The organism is Variovorax sp. 05T418 (assembly GCF_056396385.1).
Map to the genome: position 1 here is coordinate 502,052 of NZ_JBFTLJ010000001.1, position 22,644 is coordinate 524,695.

Genomic DNA, 22,644 nt, shown 5'->3' on the forward strand with positions numbered 1-22,644 from the left:
GCGGCCTACTTCTTCTTCACCGGGGGCAGGTCGGTGCACACCCCTTCGAACAGCTCGGCGGCCATGCCGATGGATTCGCCGAGCGTCGGATGCGGGTGGATGGTCTTGCCGATGTCGGCGGGCTCGCAGCCCATCTCGATGGCCAGGCACAGCTCGCTGATCAGGTCGCCCGCATGCGTGCCGACGATGCCGCCGCCGACGATGCGGTGCGTGGCCTCGTCGAACAGCAGCTTGGTGAAGCCTTCGTCGCGCCCGTTGGCGATGGCGCGGCCCGATGCGGCCCAGGGGAACACCGCCTTGCCGAACTTCAGGCCTTCGGCCTTGCACTGCTCCTCGGTCTTGCCGGCCCAGGCCACCTCGGGGTCGGTGTAGGCCACCGAAGGAATCTGCCGCGCATCGAAGAACGAAGCCTCGCCGTGCGCCGCTTCCGCCGCCACATGCGCCTCGTGCACGGCCTTGTGGGCGAGCATGGGCTGGCCCACGATGTCGCCGATGGCGAAGATGTGCGGCACGTTGGTGCGCATCTGCCGGTCGACCTCGATGAAGCCGCGCTCGGTGACGGCCACGCCGGCCTTGTCGGCGGCGATCTTCTTGCCGTTGGGACTGCGGCCCACGGCGACCAGAACGAGGTCGTAGAGCTGCGGTGTGGCAGGTGCCTTCTCGCCTTCGAAGCTGACCTCGATGCCGGCCTTGGTCGCCTTGGCGCCGACGGTCTTGGTCTTGAGCATTACGTTGTCGAAGCGCGGCGCGTTGAACTTCTCCCACACCTTGACGAGGTCGCGGTCGGCGCCCTGCATGAGGCCGTCGAGCATCTCGACCACGTCGATGCGCGTGCCCAGTGTCGAGTACACCGTGGCCATCTCCAGGCCGATGATGCCGCCGCCGATCACCAGCATGCGCTTGGGAATGCCCTTGAGCAGCAGCGCGCCGGTCGAATCGACCACGCGCTCGTCCTCTGGCATGAAGGGCAGCTTCACGGCCTGCGAGCCCGCGGCGATGATGGCCTTGGCGAACTTCAGCACGCGCTTGCCGCCGCCCTCGCCCACCACCTCGACGTGATGCGCATCAAGGAAGCTGCCGACACCGGTGACCACCTCGACCTTGCGCGCCTTCGCCATGCCGGCCAGGCCGCCGGTGAGCTTCTTGATGACGCCATCCTTGAAGCCGCGCAGCGCGTCGATGTCGACTTCGGGCGCGGCGTACTTGATGCCGTGTTTGGCGAGCAGTTTCACTTCATCCATCACGCCGGCTGTGTGCAGCAGCGCCTTCGAGGGAATGCAGCCCACGTTGAGGCACACGCCGCCGAGTGTGGCGTAGCGCTCGACCAGCACGGTCTTCATGCCGAGGTCGGCGCTGCGGAATGCGGCCGAGTAGCCGCCGGGGCCGGCGCCGAGCACGAGGACCTCGCATTCGATGTCGGCCTGGCCGGTGTAGCTGCCTGCCGCAGGTGTCGGCACTGGTGCAGATGCGGGCGCGGCTTCGCTCCCTCTCCCGCTTGCGGGAGAGGGCTGGGGTGAGGGTGCCCCCGCTCCCGCCGCGGCGGTCTCGATGACCAGGATGACGGAGCCTTCACTCACCTTGTCCCCCAGCCCCACCTTCAGTTCCTTCACGGTCCCCGCATGGCTCGAAGGAATCTCCATCGAAGCCTTGTCCGACTCCACCATGATCAACCCGGTATCGACCGCGATGACTTCGCCCGGCTTGACCAGCAGTTCGATGACCGCGACATCCTTGAATTCGCCGATGTCCGGGACCTTGACTTCCACCGTGTGTGCCATTTGGGAGCTTCCTTCAGAACAGCACGCGCCGCAGGTCGGCGAGCACGTTGGCGAAATAGACGTTGAAGCGTGCGGCGGCGGCGCCGTCGATCACGCGGTGGTCCCACGACAGGGACAGCGGCAGCGTGAGGCGCGAGCTGTAGGTCTTGCCGTCCGAAGAGTGCTGCTTCCAGTAGCTCTTGCACACGCCCATGATGGCGACCTCGGGCGCGTTGATGATCGGCGTGAAGTAGATGCCGCCAATGCCGCCGAGCGAGCTGATGGTGAAGGTGCCGCCCGACATCTGGTCGGGCTTGAGCTTGCCGTCGCGCGCAAGCTTGGCGAGCTCGCCCATCTCCTTCGCGATCTCGGGCACAGTCTTTTTGTCGACGTCGCGGATCACCGGAACCATGAGCCCGTTGGGCGTATCGGCGGCGAAGCCGATGTGCCAGTAGTTCTTGAGCACCAAGGCGTCGCCGTCGAGGCTCGCGTTGAACTCCGGGAACTTCTTCAGCGCGGCGACGGCCGCCTTCATCATGAAGGGCAGCATGCTGATCTTCACGCCCGACTTTTCCAGCTCCTTGTTCATCTGCACGCGGAAGGGTTCGAGCTCGGTGATGTCGGCCTCGTCGTGCGTCGTCACATGCGGAATGACGACCCAGTTGCGGTGCAGGTTCGCGGCGCTGATCTTCTTGATGCGCGAGAGCTCCTTGCGCTCGGTCGGGCCGAACTTGGCGAAGTCGACCTTGGGCCAGGGCAGCAGGTCGATGCCACCGACGCCACCGCCTGCGGGGGCTGCTGCAGCCTTGCCGGCAGCGGGCGCGGCAGATGCACCGCCACCCTTCGCGAAGGCCTCGACGTCGGCGCGCACGATGCGGCCATGGTCGCCGGTGCCGTTGATCTTGCCCAGGTCGACGCCGAGTTCGCGTGCGAGCTTGCGCACCGCAGGGCCCGCATAGGCGAGCGCGAAGCCGGCTTCGACCTCCGCATTGCCGACAGGCGGCAACGCCGCCGCCGCTTCGCTCCCTCTCCCGCTCGCGGGAGAGGACTGGGGTGAGGGAGCGGCCGCCGCCACAGGCGCATCGCCCGTCGCCAGCGAAAGAATCACCGACCCCTCGCTGACCTTGTCCCCGATCTTGATGCCGATGGCCGTCACCACGCCCGAGAGCGGCGCCGGCACATCCATCGTCGCCTTGTCCGATTCGAGCGAGATGATCGGATCCTCGGCCTTCACCGTGTCGCCGACCTTCACGAAGATCTCGATGACGGGCACGTCCTTGAAGTCGCCGATGTCGGGCACACGCACCTCGGCCACGCCGGCCGGCGCGCTGGTGGCCGACGGCGCGGCGCTGACGCTGGGCTTGGCGGCTTCGGCCGGTGCCGGTGCGGCCGCAGCGGCACCGCTCTCTGCCTTGAACGTCATGACGACGCTGCCTTCGCTGACCTTGTCGCCGAGCTTCACGGTGATGGACTCCACCACGCCGCCGCGCGGCGCGGGCACATCCATCGTGGCCTTGTCGGATTCGAGCGAGACCAGCGGGTCCTCGGCCTTCACCGTGTCGCCCGGCTTCACGAAGATCTCGATGACGGGCACGTCGCTGAAGTCGCCGATGTCGGGCACCTTGATGTCGATTGCATTGCTCATGTCGTGCCTCAGACGGTCCAGGGGGCGGCGCGCTCGGCGTCGAGCCCGTACTTCTCGATGGCCTCGGCCACCACGGCGTGCTTGATCACCCCGTCGTCGGCCAGCGCCTTGAGCGCGGCCACGGCCACGTGCCAACGGTCGACCTCGAAGAAGCGGCGCAGCTTCTTGCGGTAGTCGCTGCGGCCGAAGCCATCGGTGCCGAGCACGGTGTAGCGCCGGCCCGCGGCCTGCACGTACTCGCGCACCTGGTCGGCGTAGTTGCGCATGTAGTCGGTGGCCGCGATGACCGGGCCTTCGTGTCCTTCGAGGCATTGCTCGACATGGCTCTTGCGCGCCGGCTCGGTCGGGTGCAACCGGCTCCAGCGCTCGGCGGCCATGCCGTCGCGGCGCAGCTCGTTGTAGCTGGTGGCGCTCCACACGTCGGCGGCAATGCCGAAGTCGTTCTTCAGCAGCTCGGCCGCGAACATCACCTCGCGCAGGATGGTGCCGCTGCCCATGAGCTGCACGCGGTGGCCCTTCTTGGGGGTCTTGCCGCCATCGCTGAGCTGGTAGAGGCCTTTGAGAATGCCTGCCTCGCTGCCCTCGGGCATGCCGGGGTGCGGGTAGTTCTCGTTCATGAGGGTGATGTAGTAATACACGTCCTCCTGCTCGGCGTACATGCGGCGCATGCCGTCGCGCACGATGGCCACCACCTCGTAGGCGAAGGTCGGGTCGTACGAGACGCAGTTGGGAATGGTGCCGGCCAGGATGTGGCTGTGGCCGTCCTCGTGCTGCAGGCCCTCGCCGTTGAGCGTGGTGCGCCCGGCAGTGCCGCCCAGCAGGAAACCGCGCGCACGCATGTCGCCGGCCAGCCAGGCCAGGTCGCCCACGCGCTGCAGGCCGAACATCGAGTAGTAGATGTAGAACGGAATCATCGGCACGTTGTTCGTGCTGTACGAGGTGGCCGCGACGATCCAGCTGGACATCGCGCCGCCCTCGTTGATGCCTTCCTGCAGCACCTGGCCGTCCTTCGACTCGCGGTAGTACATGAGCTGGTCGGCGTCCTGCGGCTTGTAGAGCTGGCCGAGCGACGACCAGATGCCGAGCTGGCGGAACATGCCTTCCATGCCGAAGGTGCGCGATTCGTCGGGCACGATGGGCACCACGTGCTTGCCGATCTGCTTGTCGCGCACCAAGGTGCCGAGCATCTGCACGAAGGCCATGGTGGTCGATATCTCGCGCTCGCCGGTGTCCTTGAGCAGGCGCTCGAAGGTGGAAAGCGGCGGAATCTCGAGCGCGGTCGACTTGCGGCGGCGCTGGGGCAGGTAGCCGCCGAGCGCGGCGCGGCGCTCGTGCAGGTACTTCATCTCGGGGCTGTCCTCGGCCAGCCGGATGAAGGGCACGTTGGGCAGCTCTTCGTCGGAAACCGGGATCTGGAAGCGGTCGCGGAAGCCGCGCAGCGCGTCCTGCGTCATCTTCTTGGCCTGGTGCGCGATCATCTGGCCCTCGCCCGATTCGCCCATGCCGTAGCCCTTCACCGTCTTGGGCAGGATCAGCGTGGGCTGGCCCTTGTGCCTGACGGCCGCGGCGTAGGCGGCGAACACCTTCTCGGGGTCGTGGCCGCCGCGCGTGAGGCCCCAGATCTCGTCGTCGCTCATCTCTGCGACCAGCGCGCGGGTCTCGTCGTACTTGCCGAAGAAGTGCTCGCGCACGTAGGCGCCGCTCTTGCTCTTGAAGTCCTGGTACTCGCCGTCCACGCACTCTTCCATGCGCTGCAAGAGCTTGCCGCTCTTGTCCTTGGCAAGCAGCGCGTCCCAGCCGCTGCCCCAGAGCACCTTGATGACGTTCCATCCGGCCCCGCGGAACACGCTCTCGAGTTCCTGCACGATCTTGCCGTTGCCGCGCACCGGGCCATCGAGGCGCTGCAGGTTGCAGTTGATGACGAACACGAGGTTGTCCAGGCTCTCGCGGCCTGCGAGCGAGATGGCGCCGAGCGACTCGGGCTCGTCCATCTCGCCGTCGCCCATGAAGGCCCAGACCTTGCGCGGCGCCGTGTCGGCGAGACCCCGGCCATGCAGGTACTTGAGGAAGCGTGCCTGGTAGATCGCCATCAATGGGCCCAGGCCCATCGACACGGTGGGAAACTGCCAGAAGTCGGGCATGAGCCAGGGGTGCGGGTACGACGGGATGCCGTTGCCTTCGGATTCCTGCCGGTAATTGAGCAGCTGCTGCTCGCTCAAGCGGCCTTCGAGAAAGGCACGCGCGTAGATGCCGGGCGAGCTGTGGCCCTGGATGAACAGCAGGTCGCCGCCGTGGGTGTCGGTGGCGGCATGCCAGAAGTGGCCGAAGCCGATGTCGTAGAGCGTGGCCGCCGACTGGAAGCTCGCGATGTGGCCGCCGAGTTCGGACGAATCCTTGTTGGCGCGCAGGATGATCGCCATCGCGTTCCAGCGGATGATCGAGCGCAGGCGGTGCTCGATCTCGCGGTTGCCGGGAGACTTTTCTTCCTTCTCGGGCGGGATGGTGTTCCTGTAGGCCGTGTTCAGCGAGCGCGGCACGTACACGCCTTCGCGGCGGCCCTCGTCGACGAGGCGGTTCAGCAGAAAGTTCGCGCGCTCGCTGCCGCGGTGCTGCTGGACCGCGCCGAGCGCGTCGACCCATTCGCCGGTTTCCGTGGGGTCAAGGTCACCCATGGTGCTCATCGGTTTGTCTCCTGTGTCATGGCCGGGACCTGCATCGGGCGATGCGGCCAGCCTTGGTACAGAGCAATCGATGTGCCACGCGATGCGTGGCGCGCAGGGCACGCTAAGTCGTTGATTTCATGGGGAACGAGGCAGGAATGAAATGGACGCCCCGCCGACGATCCGGATGCGCGGCGATGGGGCCGTCCGAATCGCCGGACCGGTGATTGGGGTGAACCCTGACGTCATGCCGGCTCTCATGCCGGGCGCGGCAAGGGCAGGAGTGCCATGCCTCCGCCGTTGCCGACCGCTGCTACTTCAAGGCGGCACCGCCGCGTGCGAGGTACAGCGCCGACAGGCGCGCGAACTGGCCGCCATCGGTGCTGATCGAGGTCTGGACGCTGCCTCCGGCACTGAAGACGATCGCGAAGGCGGAGGTGTCGCCGTACTCCTGGGCGTTGCGCAGCATGTAGTCGACATGGTTGTCGCGGTAGTGCAGGTCGGTGCCGCCCGGCGTGGCGGAGGGCACGCCCATCGGCGTTTGCCACCACAGGATCGGCAGCCCGTTGCCCAGCGCTGCGCGGTAGTCCGAGATCTGGCGCTGCGACTCGTGGAAGTTGGGGCTGGCGACGTTGCTTTCGTCCCAGTAGAACGGGCCGCTTCGCCCTGTGCATTCCGCGGGCGGCGACGCAACTTCCCGGCAACCCGCGTCGCGGTCGGTGGTCTGGGCGACGATGAAGTCCGCCTGATGCGCCCCCACCGCGCGCATTTGCGCGCCGATCTCGGCAGCGGTGCCGCTCCAGAATGCGGGCGGGAACCCGAGCAGTGCCTTGGGCGCAATCTGCCTGCCCATCTGCACCAGGCATTGGCCCAAGCCCGCGGCGGTGTTGGGCAATCCGCTGCATTCGGGCTGGCTGTTCACCAGGGCCGACAGCCGCGTTGCGTCACGGCCCGGCGCTTGCGCCGCAACGAAGCCCCAGAAGTCCGGCTCCAGGTTGACCAGGACGGGCGTCCCCAGAGCTGCGATGCGCTGGTACATCAGCCGCACCTGCGACCAGTAGCCGTTCATGAAGGCCGTGTCGTTGATGGTGCTCATGTTGCCCTCGCCGCTCGTTGCCATCTGGTAGAGCGTGAACATCGGGACGGCGCCGTAGGCTTGGGCGGCCTGCGCGGTGACGGTGACGTAGGCCCCGTCGGGGCTGTTCCAGGTGGGCCAGGCGCCTGCGCCCACGCCCACGAGGTAGGCGTCCATGATGTCCGGGTGGATGTCCTGGCTCTTCATCTGCGCGAGGGTGTTGCCCGCGCCGAGTCCGAGCAGCACGCGCGCGGGCTTGCCGAGCTTGGCCGCCAATGCGGCAGTCGCCGGGACGGTGGGCGAAGCGCCGCTGCCTGTGCCGCCGGCTCCGCCTGCATCGCCCGTGCCACCTGCAGCACCGGTGCCGCCGCCGCCTTGGCCGCCGGTAGGGCCCTGGCTGCCATTGCTGCCGGCCAGGCCCGCCAGGCCGGCGAAGCCGCCGCCACCCTGGCTACCGCCGCCTCCGCCGCCACCGCCACAGCCGAACAGGAGCACCGAAAGCATCAGCGCGAAAACGCATCGTCGAGAAAACATGGGAAATGAAAGAGAAAGGTTGATCGAGATTGAAAAGCGAATCGAATGCCGCGGCACAAGGTGCACGATCCGTACCCGCGCATGCAGGGAGGAAGGAACATGCAGATCGGACCGAAAGAGTGACACGGAGCGTCGCTTCCGGGACCGACCTGCGACAGCCCTGGCCGGCGTTCACGCTGCAGCCGACAAAAAGGGAATGTCGAAACTGCAGGCAGCTACAGCTTGAAGATCCGATCCATCTCCAACCACTTCTCCCCTTCGGGCGTCCAGGGCGTCGGCGCCTGGAACTTCCACATCAATTCTTCCCACGCGCGGATCTTCGGATCGCTGCGCGTCGCGGCCGCCATCGCCTCGGCGTCGTAGCGCGCGTCGTCGGTTTCCATCAGCATCACCATCCGCGTTCCGAGCCGGTAGATCTCCATGCCCGTCACGCCGTGCGCATGCAGATGTGCGCGCACCTCGGGCCAGATGTCGCGGTGATAGGCCTCGTACTCGGCGATCAGTGCGGGGTCGTCTTTCAGGTCGAGGGCAAGGCAGTGGCGCATGGTCGTCGGGTCTGGTGGCGGGTGAAGGGAAGCGCGAAGGATCAGGTCAGCGCCCGGTCCAGGTGCGTGTAGCCGCCGTCCACGAACACCCACTGCCCCGTCGTGTGCGAGGCCTGTTCGGAGAGCAGGAACACCACGGTGTTCGCAATCTCCTGCGGCGTGGTCATGCGGCGGCCGAGCGGGATCTTGTCGGTGATGGCCGCGAGCTTGCGGTCGGGCTCGTCGAAGGCCGAGATCCAGCGCTGGTAGAGCGGCGTCATCACCTCGGCCGGTATCACCGCGTTGACGCGCACGCCCTCCTCCAGCAAGGAGGCCGCCCACTCGCGCGTCAGCGACAGCTGCGCGCCCTTGGCCGCGGTGTAGCCGCTGGTATTGCCCTGCCCCGTGAGGGCGGTCTTCGAGGAGATGTTGACGATCGCGCCGCGGCTGGCCTTCAGGTGCGGCAGGCAGAAATGCGCCATCACATAGTAGTGGACGAGGTTCCGCTCCAGCGATGCGATGAATGCCTCGCGCCCCGCTTCGAGTCCCACGCTGTCGTTCACGCCCGCGTTGTTGACCAGCCCGTCGATGCGCCCGAACTCCGCGGCGCTGCTCTCGACGGCTTGGCCGCAGGCGGCCTCTTCCATCAGGTCGAACTGAAGGAACCGCGCCCGCGGCTGCAGCGCGTGCAGCTCCTGCTCGAACGGCGCGTCCAGCGGGTTCTTCCCGCAGATCACGGGCACCGCGCCTTCGCGCGCGAGCGTGAGCGAAATGGCCGCGCCAATGCCGCTGCCGCCGCCGGTGACCAGCACCACCTTGTCCTTCAGATTCAGGTCCATGAGCGCCCGATGCCTTTCTGTTGATCCAACTATCCGCGGAAGCGGTAGCGCTCGAGCGAGTCGGGCTTCATCGTGATCGAGAAGCCCACGGCCGTGGGCGGCATGTAGGCCGCGCCGCGGATCACGCAGGGCTCGGCGAAGTGTTCATGCAAGTGATCCACATATTCGATCACGCGCCCTTCGCGCGTTCCCGAGATGCACAGGTAATCGATCATCGACAGGTGCTGCACGTACTCGCACAGCCCCACGCCGCCGGCGTGCGGACACACGGGCAGCTGGTACTTCGCGGCCATCAGCATCACCGCGAGGATCTCGTTCACGCCGCCGAGGCGGCATGCATCGATCTGCACCACGTCGATCGCGCCGCGCATGATGAACTGCTTGAACATGATGCGGTTCTGGCACATCTCGCCCGTGGCCACCTTCACCGCCGGCGCAATGCCCTCGCGGATCTTGCGATGGCCCTCGACGTCGTCGGGGCTCGTCGGTTCCTCGATGAACCAGGGCTTGGCAAAGGCCAGCTGCCGCACCCATTCGATGGCCTGGCCGACCTCCCAGACCTGGTTGGCGTCGATCATCAGGTGGCGGTCGGGACCGAGCACTTCGCGCGCCACCGTCAACCGGCGGATGTCGTCCGCAAGGTCGCGCCCCACCTTGAGCTTGAGGTGGTTGAAGCCCGCATCCACCGCCTCCTGCGCGAGCCGCCGCAGCTTCTCGTCGGGGTAGCCGAGCCAGCCAGCCGAGGTGGTGTAGCAGGGGTAGCCATCGGCCTTCAGCGTGGCGATGCGCTCGGCCTTGCCGGCGGCCGCATCGCGCAGCAACACAAGCGCTTCCTCTGGCGTGATGCAGTCGGTGATGTAGCGAAAGTCGATGCAGCGCACCAGCGCCTCGGGGCTCATGTCCGCCACCAGCTGCCACACCGGCTTGCCTTCGGACTTGGCCCACAGGTCCCACATCGCATTGACCACCGCGCCGGTCGCGAGGTGGATGGCGCCCTTGTCGGGTCCGATCCAGCGCAGCTGGTTGTCCGAGGTGATGTGGCGCCAGAAGCGGCCCATGTCCTCGGCCACCCACTGCAGGTCGAGCCCGACCACCAAGTGGCGCATCGCCTCGATGGCCGCGCAGCAGATCTCGTTGCCGCGGCCGATGGTGAAGGTCAGGCCGTGGCCTTCGAGCCCCGGCTGGTCAGTCTCCAGCACGACGTAGGCCGCCGAATAGTCCGGGTCGGGGTTCATCGCGTCGGAGCCGTCGAGCTGCTGCGAAGTGGGAAAGCGCACGTCCAGCACGCGCATGGATCGGACGATGGTCATGAACGGGCTTTCTGCAAAAAATCAGTCGTACAGGACCGATGCGATCTTCGGGTCAGCGATGTTGGTCTTGTCGTACCAGAAGAAGCCGGTATCGACCACCTTGGGCAGCTTCTCGCCCTTGATCGCCTTCACCGCCATCTCCACCGTCTTGTAGCCCATGCCCACCGGGTTCTGCGTGATGGCGCCGGCCATGCTGCCGTCCATGATCGCGTTCTTCTGCTGCTTGCCGGAGTCGTAGCCGATGATCACGACCTTGCCGCTGCGCTTCATCTCCTTCACGCCGTTGACCACGCCGATGGCCGAGCCCTCGTTGGCGCCGAAGATGCCCTTCAGGTTGGGCGAGGCCTGCAGGATCGACTTGGTGATTTCGGTCGACTTCAGCTGGTCGCCACCGCCGTACTGCACGCTCACGATCTTGATGTTCGGGTAGGCCGACTTGATGCGGTTGACGAAGCCGTCGCGCCGGTCCACGCCGGTGCGGCTGGTCTGGTCGTGCACCACCAGCGCCACCTCGCCGGACTTGCCGATCATCTCGGCCATCTTGTCGGCAGCCAGCGCGGCGGCGGCCTTGTTGTCGGTGGTGGTGGTGGTCACGGGAATGTCGCTGTCCACGCCCGAGTCGAACGCCACCACCGGAATCTTCGCGGCCTGCGCCTTCTTCAGCAGCGGAATGGCGGCCTGGCTGTCGAGCGCGGCAAAGCCGATGGCCTGCGGCTTCTTGGCGAGCGCGGCGGCGAGCATGTCGATCTGCTTGTCGACCATCGCCTCGGTCTCGGGGCCTTCGAAGGTGACCTTCACCTTCAGGTCCTTGGCGGCCTGCTCGGCGCCGGACTTCACGGCCTGCCAGAACTGGTGCTGGAAGCCCTTGGACACGAGCGGAATGTAGATCTCCTGCTGCGGCGCCTGGGCGAAGGCCGGCAGGCCGACGAGGGCCGCGGCCAGCGCGGCGGTGGCTGCTCTTCTTTGGATCATGCGAAGTCTCCTTGGGTTGTGGAAAAGGATCAGTGCGCGCTGCTGCTGCGGCGGCGCAGGATGTCCGCGTACACGGCCAGGATGATGATCACGCCCGTGACCACCGTCTGCCATTCCTGCGCGACCGAGAGAATGCGCAGGCCGTTGGTCAGCACGCTCATGATGAAGGCGCCGATGATCGTGCCCACGATGGTGCCGGTGCCGCCGCTGAGCGAGGTGCCGCCGATGACCACCGCCGCAATCGCATCGAGTTCGTACCCCTGCCCCAGCGCCGGCTGCGCGGAGTTCAGGCGCGAGGCGATCAGGAGGCCCGCGATGCCGCAGATGCCGCCGCTCACCGTGTAGACCACGATCTTCCAGAAATCGGTGTTCACGCCCGACAGGCGCACGGCCTCCTCGTTGCTGCCGAGCGCGAAGGTGTAGCGCCCGAGGATGGTCTTGTTGAGCACGATGCTCGCGGCCACCGCCACCAGGAAGAGGATCAGCACCGCGTTGGGAATCGGCAGCGATGGAATGAAGTAGCCGATCAGCGAATCCTGCGAGATGGCCGGGAAGTCCGGCGTGTCGTTGAAGTAGATCGGCTTGGTGCCCGAGATCACGAGCGACAGGCCCTTGAGCAGCATCATCATGCCCAGCGTGGCAATGAAGGGCGGGATCTTGAGCTTGGCGATCAGCACGCCCGAGACAAACCCCGCCAGCGCACCGAAGAAGATCGCCGCCGTGATGCCCAGCGCGAGCGGCATGCCCATGTAGGTGAGCACCACGCCGGCCATGACCGCGCAGAAGGTCATCAGCGTGCCCACCGAAAGATCGATGCCCGCGGTGATGATGACGAAGGTGCAGGCAATGGCCAGCACGCCGTTCACCGCGGTCGACTGCAGGATGCTCACGAGGTTGTCGGTCTGCAGGAACTGCGGCGACGCGAAGCTGAAGAACACCAGCAGCGCGATCAGGCTGGCAAAGGCCAGGAGCTTTTGCCGCGTGGCGGGACGAAAGAGCCGCGCCTTCAGCGAGAAGCCCGGTGCGGCGGCGGCGGTGGTGGCGGTGGGGGTTGTCAAGGCGTTGTCTCCAGTCCTCAGGCGGTGGCGTCAGCAGCGGCAGCAACAGCGGTTTCACGCCGGGTGGCGAGCTGCATGATCTTTTCCTGCGAGGCTTCGCGCCCCGCGAGTTCGCCGGTGATGCGGCCTTCGCACATCACCAGCACGCGGTGGCTCACGCGCAGTATCTCGGGCAGCTCCGAAGAGATGATCACGATGGCCTTGCCCTCCGCTGCCAGCTGGTTGAGCAGGCGGTAGATCTCGGCCTTGGCGCCCACGTCGATGCCGCGCGTGGGCTCGTCGAAGAAGAGCACGCTGCAGTCGCGCAGCAGCCATTTGGCGATCACGATCTTCTGCTGGTTGCCGCCCGAGAGCAGCCGCACCTGCTGGCGCACCGAGGGCGTCTTGATGCTGAGTTGCTTCACGTAGCGCTCGCCCGCGGCCTCAATGGCCGCCTGGTCGATGAAGACGCCCATCGACAGGAACTTCTTCATGCTCGGCAGCGCGATGTTGGTTTCCACGTCCATGCCGGTGGCCAGGCCGAAGTGCTTGCGGTCTTCGGAGAGATAGCCGATGCCGTGCCGCACGGCATCTTCGGGCGACTTGATCGACACCTTCCTGCCGTGCACCAAGACCTCGCCCGCGTCGATGGCGTCGGCGCCGAACACCGCGCGCGCGAGCTCGGTGCGGCCCGCGCCCATGAGCCCCGCAAAGCCCAGGATCTCGCCCTTGCGCAGCACGAAGCTGGCGTTGCGCACCAGCGCGCCGCGCGTGATGCCGCGCGCGTCGAGCACGACCTCGTTGCCCGAGGTGTCGGGGAAGTCGTTCTCCACCTCGGTGAGCTGGCGGCCCACCATCATCGCGATCAGCGAGTCCATCGGCGTGCCGGCCATCGGCACGGTGGCGATGTACTGGCCGTCGCGCATCACGGTCACGCGGTCGGCGATGCGCTTGAGTTCGTCCATCTTGTGCGAGATGTAGACAATGGCCACGCCCTGCGACCGGAGCTGGCCGATGATGCGGAACAGGTCGGCCACCTCCTCGTTGTTGAGCGCGGCGGTGGGCTCGTCCATGATGAGCACGCGCGAATCGAACGACAGCGCCTTGGCGATCTCCACCATCTGCTGCCTGGCGACCGTGAGTTCGCCGACCGGCGTGTGCGGGTCGAGCCGCAGGTTCATGCGCGCGAAGATGCGCTCGGCCTGGGTGCGCATCGTGTCTTCGTCGATGAAGAGGCCGAAGCGCCCGCGCGGCTCGCGGCCGATGAAGATGTTCTGCGCGGCGCTCAGGTGGTTCATCAGGTTGAGTTCCTGGTGGATGATCCCGATGCCCAGCGCCTGCGCCGCGCGCGGGCTCGCGATGTCCACGGGCTGGCCGTCGATCAGCACTTCGCCGGAATCCTTGCTGTAGACGCCGGCCAGCACCTTCATGAGGGTGGACTTGCCCGCGCCGTTCTCGCCCATCAGCGCATGCACCTCGCCGGGCAGCAGGTCGAACTGCGCCTTGTCGAGCGCGCGCACGCCGGCAAAGGACTTGCAGAGGTCGCGGATGGTGACGATGGGTGCCATGCGTGTTCAGTCCGCCGAGAGGCCATAGAAGCGCTGCGCGGTGCCGCGCCAGATGTGCGACTGCTCGGCGTCCGAGAGGCGGCCGATGCAGGCTTCGCTGACGGCGATCCAGCCCGCGTAGTCGCCGGCCAGGGTGAGCACCGGCCAGTCGCTGCCCCACATGAGGCGCGCGGGGCCGAAGCTCTCGAGCAGCGGCTCCCACACCGGGCGCACGGCGTGCACCGCCACATCGACATCGTGGTGCGCCGCCTGCGGCGCCTCGCCCCAGAGCCCGGAGAACTTGCAGCACACCTGCGGCAGCGCGGCGAGCGCGGCCGTGTCCTTGCGCCAGGCCGCGAAGGCTTCGCTGCCGTGCGCGCCCACGGGCGGCTTGGCGGCGTGGTCGATCACCACGGGCAATTGCGGCCAGTCTTCCAGGAAGCGCAGCAGCGAAGGCAGGTGCCGCGGCTTCACCAGCGCATCGAAGCGCAGGCCCAGGCGGATCAGGGCCTCGATGGCATCGGCACGCGGCATGCGCGCGATCCAGTCGTCGTCGGGCAGGTCTTGCAGCATCGGCCGCACGCCCTTGAACTTGGGGTGCTGCGCCATGCGCTCGAGCGAGGCCACGGCGTCGGGGCTGCCCAGGTCGACCCAGCCAACCACGCCGCCCACCACCTCGTGCGCACTGGCCAGCTCGAGCATGAAGCCGGTCTCGGCCTGCGAATCGGCGGCCTGCACCAGCACGGTCCGCTCGACGCCATGCGCCCGCAGCAGGGGCGCGAGATGCTCGGGAAGGAAGTCGCGCACCAGCGGCGCAAGGGCGGGCACATCGGCGCGCAGCCATGTGTAGTCGCCGCGCGCGGGCCGCCAGAAATGCTGATGCGAGTCGATGCGCTGTCTCATGCTCCGTCTCTTTTGGCCTTACCAATTTGGCGAGGCCACTTTGCCATAGCGCCCAAAATGGCCCCACCGGAACAAACCCTTTGCGGGTTTTCCCGCGAAATACCGCTCATTAGTAGCAATCACTACATCGAGGGTGGCAAACTGGCATGACCAGATCGACGGCCTGCCCTTCTCATGCTTCCCCCCGCCACCACCAAACCCACCGACACCCGCCGGCTCTACCAGCAGGTTGCCGACCAGATCCGGGCTGTCATCCGCGACGGCAACCTGCCCGTCGGCGCGCGCCTGCCACCGGAGCGGGAGTTGGCCCTGCAGCTGGGTGTGTCGCGGCCTTCGCTGCGCGAAGCGCTGATTGCCCTGGAGATCGACGGGCGCATCGAGATACGGATGGGGTCGGGCGTGTATGTCTGCGCGTCGCCCGACACGCCGGAGCGCGCCACGCCGGCGGTGGGCGAGAGCCCGTCCGAAATGATCCAGGCGCGCGCGATGCTCGAAGGCTCGGTCGTCACGCTGGCCTCCGCCCGCGTGAACCCGCAGCACCTGGAGCGCGTGAAGGCCTCGCTGGAAAGCATGCGCGAGGACGGCCTGAACGGCCGCGCGCAGATCGAGAACGACCGGCGCTTCCACATCGCCATCGCCGAGATGACCGGCAACTCGGTGCTTGTGCGGCTGGTGGGGGAACTGTTCGATGGCCGGCACAGCCCGATCTCCTCGCGCATGAGCGAGCGCGCCGAGAATTCGCATGCGTGGAAGGCGGCCTTTGCCGAGCACGAGGCGATCTACCGCGCGCTCGAAGCGCGGGACCCGCAGGCCGCGGTGGCAGCCATGCTGCATCACCTGAGCGCCTCGCATGCGCGGTGGACGGAGGAATCGGCGCTGCCTGCGGCGGGCTGACAGCCCCGCAGCGCCGCATCATGGCCGACTTGCGCCAGCAGCACAGTGGAGGCGTCCTCATCGGTCGAGGTGCATTCCGGCCGGATGGCCTGCGCGCTGGCGGCGGCCTCGCTCAAGCAGGCGGGACGCGGCTGAACACCGCATCAGAATGCAGCGCATGAACAACCACAGCGACATGCAGGACACCGCCGAATACGTCCCTTTCGAGGAATTCCGCCAAGGCCTGCCGCAGGGGCGTTTTCGCGTGATCGTCAATCCCGCGCTGGCAGCGGCCTTCGTGTCTCACAGGACCTACGCCATGCCGCTGGCGATTGCCCTCATCGGCCCGGGCATCGCCCTGGCGCTGGCCGGCCTTCCATGGGCAGGCGGGCCGCTGGTGGCGGCCGGCATTCTGCTCCGATGGTCTGTCAAGAGCCACGCGCCGCGCATCCTGCTGCACCTGGCCACGCGCGTGCCATCGGTCTACGAGCAGGCCACTGTGCATGGCGTGATGGAAGTGCGCCGCGCCGATCCGGCCGCAGCATTGCGCTGAGCCGGAACTGCGCGGGCTTGTCGGGGGCGGGCCGCTAAGGCCCGTCCCTTCTTTTCAGAAGCATCCACCACCGCCCCTCTCGACGAAGGACGGTGGCCGGACCATCGATCAGCCCAGCACGCTGTCCAGGATGCCGGCCACCGGCGTTCCGCCGCCGCCAAGCCCTTGATCGACCTGGCTGGTGATCGGCGTGGTGGTCCCACCCAGGAGGTCACCGCCGAGCAGGTTGCCGACGAGGCCGTTTTCACCCAGCACACCGTCCAGCAGGTCGCCGCCGAGCAGATCACCGCCCGGGAGATCGCCGCCGAGCACGTTGCCGACGAGGCCGTCTTCGCCCAGCACGCCGTTGAGCAGGTCGCCGCCGAGCACGTCGCCACTCAGGAGGTCGCCGCCGAGCACGTTGCCGACCAAGCCGTCTTCACCCAGCACGCCATCCAGCAGATCACCGCCGAGCAGATCACCACCCAAGAGGTCGCCACCGAGCACATTGCCGACCAGGCCGTCTTCGCCGAGGACGCCATCGAGCAGATCGCCGCCGAGCAGATCACCGCCCAGGAGGTCGCCGCCGAGCAGGTTGCCGACCAGGCCGTCTTCACCCAGCACGCCGTCCAGCAAATCACCGCCGAGCAAGTCGCCACCCARGAGATCGCCRCCRAKCAGGTTGCCRACGAGGCCGTCYTCRCCCAGCACGCCACCCAGCAGATCACCGCCGAGAAGATCACCACCCAAGAGATCGCCGCCAAGCAGGTTGCCAACAAGGCCGTCCTCACCGAGTACGCCACCCAGCAGATCACCGCCGAGAAGATCACCACCCAGGAGATCGCCACCGAGCAGGTTGCCAACGAGGCCGTCCTCACCCAGCACGCCACCCAGCAGATCACCGCCGAGCARRTCACCACCCAGGAGATCGCCACCGAGCACGTTGCCCAGCACGCCGTCGGTCAGGCCGCCGAGCAGGCCGTCCTCGCCGCCCAGCAGGCCACCGAGCGGGCTGTCTCCGATCAGGCCGCCGGCGACGCCGTCCACGCCGAGCAGGTTGTCCACCACGCCGTCCTGGCCGAGCAGGCTGCCGGTCAGGCCTTCGCTGCCCAGCACGCCGGCCAGCGTACCGTCTCCGCCCAGCAGGCCGCCGAGTGCGCCGTCGCCGCCGAGCAGGCCGCCCAGCAGACCCTCTTGGCCCAGCGGTCCGCCGAGCAGGCCGCCCAGCACGCCGTCTTCACCCAGGAGGCCACCGACGACGCCTTCGTCGCTCAGCACGTTGCCCAGCAGGCCGCCGACGGCGCTGTCTTCACCCAGCAGGTTGCCGACCAGGCCGTCTTCGGCGAGCAGGCCCCCTACCAGGCCTTCTTCCTGGACCAGGCCGCTCAGCAGGCTGTTCTCGCCCAGCACGCCTTCGACCACGTTCTCGACGACGCCGCCGTCGCCCACGAGGTCTTCCACGACACCGTCGAGACCGAGGGCCGTGGTCGCGCCGCTCAGGATGCCGTTTTCGCCCACGAGGTTGTCCAGGCCGTTCTGAAGCGCATCGGTGACGTGGTCGACCTGGCCGACCAGCGCATCGGTAGCGCCTTCGCCCAGCAGGGGATCGATGATGGGCGCTGCCACGCCGTCCACGCTGTCGACCACGGTCTCGGTGAAATCGTCCACCGGATCGAACTGGTTCGGATCGTCCCGTGTGAACTCCTCGCCCAGGATCGGAGACACGATGTCATCGACCAGGTCGGTCGCGCCGTCGATGACGCCCGGCACCGGGGTGAGTGAACCACCCAGGCCCAGGTTGTCGTCGGTCGAGCCGATCAAGCCGCCGGTGAGGTCGTCGCCCGGATCGAGGAGGTGATCGCCGTCTGCGTCTGCATCTGCATCTGCATCTGCATCGGCATCGGCATCTGCATCTGCATCTGCATCGGCGTCGGCGTCGGCGTCGGCATCGGCGTCGGCGTCCGCATCAGCATCAGCATCAGCATCAGCATCCGCGTCAGTATCGGCATCGGCATCGGCATCGGCATCGGCATCCGCGTCAGCATCCGCGTCGGCGTCGGCGTCGGCATCGGCGTCCGCATCCGCATCCGCATCCGCATCCGCATCCGCATCCGCATCCGCATCGGCGTCCGCATCCGCATCCGCATCGGCGTCCGCATCAGCATCAGCATCGGCATCAGCATCAGCATCAGCATCAGCATCAGCATCGGCATCGGCATCGGCATCAGCATCGGCATCGGCATCGGCATCAGCATCAGCATCAGCATCGGCATCGGCATCGGCATCGGCATCGGCATCGGCATCGGCATCGGCATCGGCATCAGCATCACTGTCGCTGTCACCATCGTCGAGGCCGCCCCCCGTACCGCCGCCGGTGCCGCTGCCAAGGAAGAACGGAACCGTTCCGCCGTCGCTGCCGCCACCGCCGCCCAAGGCCGCGCCGAGCGCGACTGCTCCGAGCGCGCCGAGGGCGAACTCGCCCAGGCCGATGCCGGCTGCACCGGTGTGCGCCTTGGTGACGGCAACTGCCGCCGCATCGGCATCGTTGTCGGGCGGCGTGATCTTGAGGTCGCCCGTGGCGACGTCGACGTTCACCTGCTCGAGGCCGCCCGGCAGCTTGGTCGATCCGAGCGTTGCGTCGGTGCCGCCGGTAAAGACGCCGGCCAGCGGCGCCTTGTTGGAAGGCGAGCCCGGAAACAACACCTCGGCCTGGCCACCTTCGGGGACCAGCACGCGGTCGCCGGTGAGAAGGGCGTGGCTGCCGTCCACGGGAATCCGGACGCCGTCGCGAATCAGCGCGGTGCCGGGTGTGGCATTGGAAAGCGATCCGATGCTGGACGGCCCGGGGGCGGCGACCGGCGGCACTGGAGACGATCCCATCGGAGCGATGGGGGTCACCGTGGCTTGGGCGATGACCACCGGTGCAACGTCGTTGTTGACGGCTCCGGAAGTGGATGGAATCGATGTCTGCGACGCGGTCATGTGAGAGGCCTCCTCGTTTATTGGATGGTCACAAGTGGCAACATGCGTGCCACTGCCCTTCCACTCCGGGGAAGCCTCGTGCGATTTATTGCAAACGGTTGATTAAAAAGGCTTTTTCTCCATTCATGCGTGCGGCGGAAGCAGCGCCGTTCGTCACAGGCACCCAAGCTTTTGGCTGTTGCTACGTTACGCGGGGGAGCGCGTACCGCGTAACACAGCCTGCAATCCGGCCGGGCCTTTGGCCTTTGGATATGCGGGACAACAAGATCCAAACCCTCGCTGCAAGCTCGGGACATCAGCCCACACCCAACGGCGGCGATTGGCACGGTGGGACCGAGCGCGATATCGAACCGCGATGGCAATGGCGCCCAGGCAGGCCGCGGCCACCGTGACAAATCTCACGCTCTTCGGCGGCAATGTCACCAGCTTTGGGGATTTTGGATTGAGATGTAATCCATTAGGCCTCTTTTTACGTTCTGGCGCCTCAACACCGAGACGGGAGCCCCGCATGACCACCACCGATCCACAAGCAGTCTTCGAGGCGAGCGGCCGCCTGGGCGCCATGGAGGTCCTGGGAACGCAGTTCAGTGCGGTGGTGTCGATGCTGCGCGCCATGTATGCGGCGCACCCAGAGCCGGCCAAGGTGCGGCACGGCTTCGACCGGCTCATCGGCCAGCTGCTGGTCAGCCCCTACATGGGCCATGACCCGGACCGCGCCGTCGTCCTGCTCGACACGGCGGCGGCATTGACGCGTCCGCTTGCGGAAGCCGATCCGCACGGATAGGTGCGGGACAGGTGCGGGCGGCCTGCGCTGCCCGGTCAGCTCCCGGCGGTTCCGGAGACGCCCGCCGCCACCTTGCCCAGCGCAGGCGCGGCCTCCGCCTTCAGCACCGAGGCCGAGCGGTCGTGCTGGATGAGCAGCACCGCGACCATGCCGATGACCGCCGGAATGGCAATCGCAATGAAGTTCTGGTGCAGCGGCAGGTTCATGCCGACCAGCATGCCGATGACGATCGGCGCCAGGATCGCGCCGCTGCGGCCCACGCCCAATGCCCAACCCAGGCCGGTGGCGCGCACGGCCATCGGGTAGTACTGGCCGGTGTAGGCGTTGGCCACGATCTGCGTGCCGATCGTCGATGCGCCGGCCAGCCCGATCAGGATGAACAGCACCGGTGTCGGCATCTTGTAGCCCAGCAGCGTGAGCGACACCGCGGCCAGCGCATACATCCCGGCGAGCACGTACTTGATGTGGAACCGGTCGGCGAGCCAGCCGCCCGCGATGGCGCCGACCATCGCACCCGCGTTCAGCACCAGCACGAAGGTCAGGGCCGAGCCCAGGCTGTAGCCCGCGCTTGCCATGAGCTTGGTGAGCCATGAGCTCAGCGCGAAGACCATGAACAGGCACATGAAGAACGCGATCCAGAACATCACGGTGCTGAAGCCGCGGCCATCGAAGAAGAGGTGCTTGATCGGCGCGCTGTCGGCCCGGTCCTTGGCCGGCACCGCGAAGCGGTCGGTCGCCTGCGGCGTGTAGCTGGGGTCGAGCCGTGAGGCGATCTTCTTCAGCTCTTCCGTACGGCCCTGGGCCAGCAGGAAGGGCATCGATTCCGGAACCGACTTGAGGATGAAGGGAATCAGCAAGACCGGCAGGCCGGCCGCGAAGAACACCGATTGCCAACCGTAGCTTTCGATGAGCCCCTTGCCGAGGATCGCCGCGATCATTCCCCCGACCGCATAGCCGCTGAACATCAGCGTGACGAGGGTCGCACGGATCTTCTTCGGCGAGTACTCGGTCATCTGCGCGACGACGTTCGGCATCACGCCGCCGATGCCGAGCCCGGCAAGAAAGCGCATGGCGCTGAACGCAATGGCGTCCTCCGCCAGCCCGGCGCAGGCCGTGAACACGCTGAAGAGGCCCACGCAGATGGCGATCGCCCAGCGGCGGCCGATCCGGTCGGCAATGGTCCCCATGAAGATGGCGCCGAACATCATTCCGAAAAGCGCGGAGCTGACCATGAAGCCCGCGTTGGTGGCGTCGACGCCCATCTTCTTCATGATCGAGGGCAATGCGATGCCCACGACCGACAGGTCGTAGCCGTCGAACACGATGATCAGCGCGCACCAGAACAGCACGAGGCCGTGGAAGCGGTTGAAGCGGGCATCGTCGGCCAGCTTGTGAAGATCGATTTGGCGCATGGCTCTTGTCTCCTTCGAATGGCAAAGATCGCGGCCAGGCATGGCTGGCAGTGGCAGCGATCATGGGCGTGCCGGTTTCGAGGGTCCAACGCATTTTCCGGATGTCCTCTATGCAGCCTGTGAATGTTGGGGCGGGTCTACCCATGGGTTGCGGCCACCCTGCCCCTGCATGCGATCTTCGAATGCGCGCTATCACCGATTTTTGTTGGACCGTGCCTGCCGCCGCCCATAGATTGGCCCATCCGCCCGCACACAGGAGATAGGCATGCAAGGAAAGATCGGTCTCGAAGAACATTTCGCAATTCCACAGACGCTGCAGGATTCAGCGGGCTTCGTGCCCGGCGTCTATTGGAAGGAGCTCAGCAGCCGCCTGCTCGACATCCATGACGGGCGCCTGCGCCAGATGGATGAGCACGGCATGGAGATGATGATCCTCTCGCTCAACGCGCCCGCGGTCCAGGCGGTGGCCGATCCGGTGAAGGCGTACGAGCTCGCGGTGCGCGCCAACGACTTTCTCGCGGAGCAGGTGGCGAAGAGGCCCGACCGCTTCCAGGCCTTTGCCGCCTTGCCGATGCAGGACCCCGAGAAGGCCACGCAGGAACTCGAGCGCTGCATGACCGTGCTCGGCTTTCGCGGCGCGCTGGTCAATGGCTTCTCGCAGGTGGGCACGCCCGACAACGTCGCCTACTACGATGCGCCGCAGTACGCGCCCTTCTGGGCCGCCGCGGAGCGGCTCGATGCGCCGTTCTACCTGCATCCGCGCAACCCCATCGCGAGCTGGGCGCAGATCTACGAAGGCCACCCCTGGCTGCTCGGCCCCACCTGGGCCTTTGCGCAGGAGACCGCGGTTCATGCGCTGCGGCTCATGGCAAGCGGCCTCTTCGATCGCCATCCGGGGCTCAAGATCATCCTCGGCCACCTGGGCGAGGGCCTGCCCTACAACATGTGGCGCGTCGATCACCGCAACGCCTGGGTCAAGGCGCCCAAGGGCTATCCGGCCAAGCGCAAGCTCTGCGAGTACTTCCAGGAAAACTTCTATCTCACGACCTCCGGCAACTTCCGCACCCAGACGCTGATCGATGCGATGCTGGAGGTTGGATCGGACCGCATCCTGTTCTCGACCGACTGGCCGTTCGAGAACATCGACCATGCCTCGAACTGGTTCAACGACACGAGCATCAGCGAGGCCGACCGCAAGAAGATCGGCCGGACGAACGCGATGTCGCTGTTCAAGCTGGCCTGATCCCAAGGCGCTCAT

At 66.9% G+C, this 22,644-nt stretch carries 17 protein-coding genes; 4 read left to right on the plus strand and 13 right to left on the minus strand.

From position 1 onward, the window contains the following. Positions 1 to 5 precede the first annotated feature (5 nt). The 11 genes from lpdA to AC1DMS_RS02550 form a co-directional block, all read right to left on the minus strand. Entirely contained in the window at positions 6 to 1,778 is a 1,773-nt protein-coding gene (gene lpdA / locus AC1DMS_RS02500; protein WP_018904174.1) for a dihydrolipoyl dehydrogenase, read from the minus strand. Positions 1,779 to 1,791: 13 nt separating this feature from the next. Next, positions 1,792 to 3,402 carry a dihydrolipoyllysine-residue acetyltransferase gene (aceF, locus tag AC1DMS_RS02505; protein WP_018904173.1) on the minus strand — a complete coding sequence of 537 codons (1,611 nt, stop codon included), beginning with the start codon at positions 3,400 to 3,402 and terminating at the stop codon, positions 1,792 to 1,794. 8 nt (positions 3,403 to 3,410) lie between these two features. After that, positions 3,411 to 6,083 carry a pyruvate dehydrogenase (acetyl-transferring), homodimeric type gene (gene aceE / locus AC1DMS_RS02510; protein WP_018904172.1) on the minus strand — a complete coding sequence of 891 codons (2,673 nt, stop codon included), beginning with the start codon at positions 6,081 to 6,083 and terminating at the stop codon, positions 3,411 to 3,413. Between the two features lie 292 nt (positions 6,084 to 6,375). Further along, the gene (locus AC1DMS_RS02515; RefSeq protein WP_369664594.1) at positions 6,376 to 7,671 is read right to left on the minus strand and encodes a hypothetical protein; all 1,296 of its coding nucleotides are present in this window, start codon (positions 7,669 to 7,671) and stop codon (positions 6,376 to 6,378) included. Between the two features lie 215 nt (positions 7,672 to 7,886). Then, a complete protein-coding gene (locus tag AC1DMS_RS02520; protein ID WP_018904170.1) occupies positions 7,887 to 8,216 on the minus strand; it encodes an L-rhamnose mutarotase in 330 nt (109 codons plus the stop codon). Between the two features lie 41 nt (positions 8,217 to 8,257). Beyond that, positions 8,258 to 9,034: an SDR family oxidoreductase gene (locus AC1DMS_RS02525; RefSeq protein ID WP_369664595.1), complete on the minus strand. Its 777-nt coding sequence runs from the start codon at positions 9,032 to 9,034 to the stop codon at positions 8,258 to 8,260. A gap of 29 nt (positions 9,035 to 9,063) precedes the next feature. After that, on the minus strand, positions 9,064 to 10,344 hold the full coding sequence (locus tag AC1DMS_RS02530; protein WP_478180632.1) for an L-fuconate dehydratase: 1,281 nt from the start codon (positions 10,342 to 10,344) through the stop codon (positions 9,064 to 9,066). A gap of 21 nt (positions 10,345 to 10,365) precedes the next feature. Next, complete coding sequence (locus AC1DMS_RS02535) at positions 10,366 to 11,316, minus strand: ABC transporter substrate-binding protein (protein WP_278878593.1); 951 nt, start codon at positions 11,314 to 11,316, stop codon at positions 10,366 to 10,368. A 29-nt stretch (positions 11,317 to 11,345) separates the two neighbouring features. Further along, the gene (locus AC1DMS_RS02540; protein WP_018904166.1) at positions 11,346 to 12,374 is read right to left on the minus strand and encodes an ABC transporter permease; all 1,029 of its coding nucleotides are present in this window, start codon (positions 12,372 to 12,374) and stop codon (positions 11,346 to 11,348) included. Between the two features lie 17 nt (positions 12,375 to 12,391). After that, a complete protein-coding gene (locus AC1DMS_RS02545; RefSeq protein ID WP_369664596.1) occupies positions 12,392 to 13,921 on the minus strand; it encodes a sugar ABC transporter ATP-binding protein in 1,530 nt (509 codons plus the stop codon). 6 nt (positions 13,922 to 13,927) lie between these two features. Next, a complete protein-coding gene (locus AC1DMS_RS02550) occupies positions 13,928 to 14,803 on the minus strand; it encodes an amidohydrolase family protein (protein ID WP_369664597.1) in 876 nt (291 codons plus the stop codon). Between the two features lie 174 nt (positions 14,804 to 14,977). Between AC1DMS_RS02550 and AC1DMS_RS02555 the strand changes: the two genes are divergently transcribed. Then, positions 14,978 to 15,697 (plus strand): FadR/GntR family transcriptional regulator, encoded by a 720-nt coding sequence (locus tag AC1DMS_RS02555; RefSeq protein WP_369664598.1) that lies wholly within the window; start codon positions 14,978 to 14,980, stop codon positions 15,695 to 15,697. A 157-nt stretch (positions 15,698 to 15,854) separates the two neighbouring features. Beyond that, a complete protein-coding gene (locus AC1DMS_RS02560) occupies positions 15,855 to 16,229 on the plus strand; it encodes a hypothetical protein (protein WP_278878587.1) in 375 nt (124 codons plus the stop codon). A gap of 108 nt (positions 16,230 to 16,337) precedes the next feature. Here AC1DMS_RS02560 and AC1DMS_RS02565 read toward each other — a convergent pair whose 3' ends face one another. Then, positions 16,338 to 19,190, minus strand: coding sequence for a hypothetical protein (locus tag AC1DMS_RS02565; protein ID WP_478180633.1), 2,853 nt, complete (start codon positions 19,188 to 19,190; stop codon positions 16,338 to 16,340). Positions 19,191 to 19,698: 508 nt separating this feature from the next. On the opposite strand from AC1DMS_RS02565, the gene AC1DMS_RS02570 reads away from it, so the two are divergent. After that, entirely contained in the window at positions 19,699 to 19,974 is a 276-nt protein-coding gene (locus AC1DMS_RS02570) for a hypothetical protein (protein WP_278878822.1), read from the plus strand. A gap of 35 nt (positions 19,975 to 20,009) precedes the next feature. Here the strand turns inward: AC1DMS_RS02570 and AC1DMS_RS02575 are convergent, their stop codons facing one another. After that, a complete protein-coding gene (locus AC1DMS_RS02575) occupies positions 20,010 to 21,386 on the minus strand; it encodes an MFS transporter (RefSeq protein WP_012748727.1) in 1,377 nt (458 codons plus the stop codon). Positions 21,387 to 21,651: 265 nt separating this feature from the next. Here AC1DMS_RS02575 and AC1DMS_RS02580 point away from each other — a divergent pair, with 265 nt between their 5' ends. Next, on the plus strand, positions 21,652 to 22,629 hold the full coding sequence (locus AC1DMS_RS02580) for an amidohydrolase family protein (RefSeq protein ID WP_062365361.1): 978 nt from the start codon (positions 21,652 to 21,654) through the stop codon (positions 22,627 to 22,629). Positions 22,630 to 22,644 lie beyond the last annotated feature (15 nt).